The organism is Streptomyces sp. NPDC054840 (assembly GCF_053611065.1).
In genome coordinates, this window is record NZ_JBSGZP010000907.1 from 1 (window position 1) to 2,359 (window position 2,359).

Below are 2,359 nucleotides of genomic sequence, written 5' to 3' on the forward strand. Positions count from 1 at the left end.
GGGTGACACCGGCGCGGAATCGAGCCGATCAGCTGCCCTGGGAGAGGTTCCCCGAGAGGACCGGGATGTTGCTGGCGATGTGCGAGACCGACTCGTCGCCCTTGGCCTGGGTGGAGTTCTCGGCGCACTGCTGGTTCTGCGGGTTGGCGAGCACGTTGACGTCCTGGACACCGACGTTGGCGATGACCGCGAGCAGGGACTGGGCGTTGACCTTGGCCGGCAGGCCGGCGCAGAGCTTGTTGAGCGAGCCCTGGATGGCGCCCAGCTGGGGGCTCATCCTGCCGTCGGTCTCCTGGTTGCCGTAGATCTGCGCCGCGTTGTTGCCGTTGACGGTGTTGACGCCGTTGTCGTTGCCGATCGCCATCGCCGGGGAGGCGACTGCGGCACCCGCGCCGAGCACGGCGGCGGTGGCGGCTGCAGTGGCCATGAACTTCTTGAACATGTGGGGATCCTTCTGTCGCACTGTCGCATGAGATGGCTGCCCTCGGCGGGACGTGCTGATCAACTGGCGACAGCGCTGCGGGTTATCCCCACTCACCCGGGTGGCCCAATGCCGGATCGAGCCACCCCCGGCCTTGGCGGCGGGGGCGAGCTCCTCGGGTCCGAGGGTCAGCCGGTCTTGCGGCGGACCTTCTTGTTCTTGCCGCCGGGGCCGCTGCTGGCACCCTGGACCTTCGCCCGGCTCTGGTGAGCCTGCTGGGACTGGGCGTTCGCGGCGTTGCGGTCCAGGGCCTCCCGGAACTTGCGCTTGGCCGCGTCGGCCGGGGACTCGTCCTGCGGGGTGTCGGTTTCGTCAGCCATTTTGTCCTCCTGGGGTGATCAAGCGGTTTCAGTCTGTCAGGTGACGTCCGTGCTGACCAGCGAGTTCCCCTATGCTCCAAGCGTGGCTTGGGGAGGTCATAAGTTTTGATTATGGGGTCATAAAGAGATACCGGGTGCTGAGTTAGGTTTACCTTCGTTTAGGGTTCCCTTTGATCCACCTTGCCGTCGCTCGAAGGGAACCTCTGCCATGCCTCGCCCTCTGCGGGTAGCAATCGTCGGTGCCGGCCCCGCCGGTATCTACGCCGCCGACGCGCTGCTGAAGTCCGAGGCAGCCGTCGAGCCCGGTGTGTCCATCGACCTCTTCGAGCGGATGCCCGCGCCCTTCGGCCTGATCCGGTACGGCGTCGCCCCCGACCATCCCCGGATCAAGGGCATCATCACCGCCCTTCACCAGGTGCTCGACAAGCCGCAGGTCCGTCTCTTCGGGAACGTCGACTACCCGAACGACATCAGCCTCGATGAGCTGCGGTCCTTCTACGACGCCGTGATCTTCTCCACCGGTGCCACGGCCGACCGCGCGCTGAGCATCCCGGGCGTCGACCTCGACGGCTCCTACGGCGCCGCCGACTTCGTCTCCTGGTACGACGGTCATCCGGACGTCCCGCGCACCTGGCCGCTGGAGGCCGAGAAGGTCGCCGTGCTCGGCGTCGGCAACGTCGCCCTCGATGTCGCGCGCATCCTCGCGAAGACGGCCGACGAGCTGCTCCCGACCGAGATCCCGGCGAACGTCCACGACGGGCTCAAGGCGAACAAGGCCCTGGAGGTGCACGTCTTCGGCCGCCGCGGTCCGGCGCAGGCCAAGTTCAGCCCCATGGAGCTCCGGGAGCTGGACCACTCGCCCAACATCGAGGTCATCGTCAACCCCGAGGACATCGACTACGACGAGGGCTCCATAGCCACCCGCCGCGCCAACAAGCAGGCCGACATGGTCGCCAAGACCCTGGAGAACTGGGCGATCCGCGACATCGGCGAGCGCCCGCACAAGCTGTTCCTGCACTTCTTCGAGTCGCCCGCCGAAATCCTCGGCGAGGACGGCAGGGTCGTCGGGCTGCGCACCGAGCGCACCGAGCTCGACGGCACGGGCAACGTCAAGGGCACCGGCAATTTCACCGACTGGGACATCCAGGCCGTCTACCGGGCCGTGGGATACCTCTCCGACGAGCTGCCCAAGCTCCCCTGGGACGTCGAGTCGGGCACGGTCCCGGACGAGGGCGGCCGCGTGATCGAAGCCGGTGGCCACCTGCGGTCGACGTACGTCACCGGGTGGATCCGGCGCGGTCCGGTCGGCCTGATCGGCCACACCAAGGGTGACGCGAACGAGACCGTCGCGAACCTGCTCGCCGACCACGCGGAGGGCCGCCTGAGTGAGCCGGCGGCCCCGGCGCCGGAGGCCGTCGAGGCCTTCCTCGCCGAGCGCAGCGTCCGCTACACGACGTGGGAGGGCTGGCACCGGCTGGACGCGGCCGAGAAAGCCCTCGGGGAGCCCCAGGGCCGCGAGCGGGTGAAGATCGTCGAGCGCGAGGACATGCTCGAAGCG

General features: G+C 68.1%; 3 protein-coding genes. 1 reads left to right on the top strand and 2 read right to left on the bottom strand.

Annotated features, from left to right (window positions below; translation table 11 throughout):
* Positions 1-28: 28 nt before the first annotated feature.
* Positions 29-442 carry a rodlin gene (locus tag ACWGIU_RS35795; RefSeq protein WP_453712263.1) on the bottom strand — a complete coding sequence of 138 codons (414 nt, stop codon included), beginning with the start codon at positions 440-442 and terminating at the stop codon, positions 29-31.
* A gap of 167 nt (positions 443-609) precedes the next feature.
* Positions 610-801 carry a DUF5302 domain-containing protein gene (locus ACWGIU_RS35800; protein WP_030384532.1) on the bottom strand — a complete coding sequence of 64 codons (192 nt, stop codon included), beginning with the start codon at positions 799-801 and terminating at the stop codon, positions 610-612.
* A 208-nt stretch (positions 802-1,009) separates the two neighbouring features.
* On the opposite strand from ACWGIU_RS35800, the gene ACWGIU_RS35805 reads away from it, so the two are divergent.
* A partial coding sequence (locus tag ACWGIU_RS35805) for an FAD-dependent oxidoreductase (protein WP_453712264.1) occupies positions 1,010-2,359 on the top strand: 1,350 nt, incomplete at its 3' end.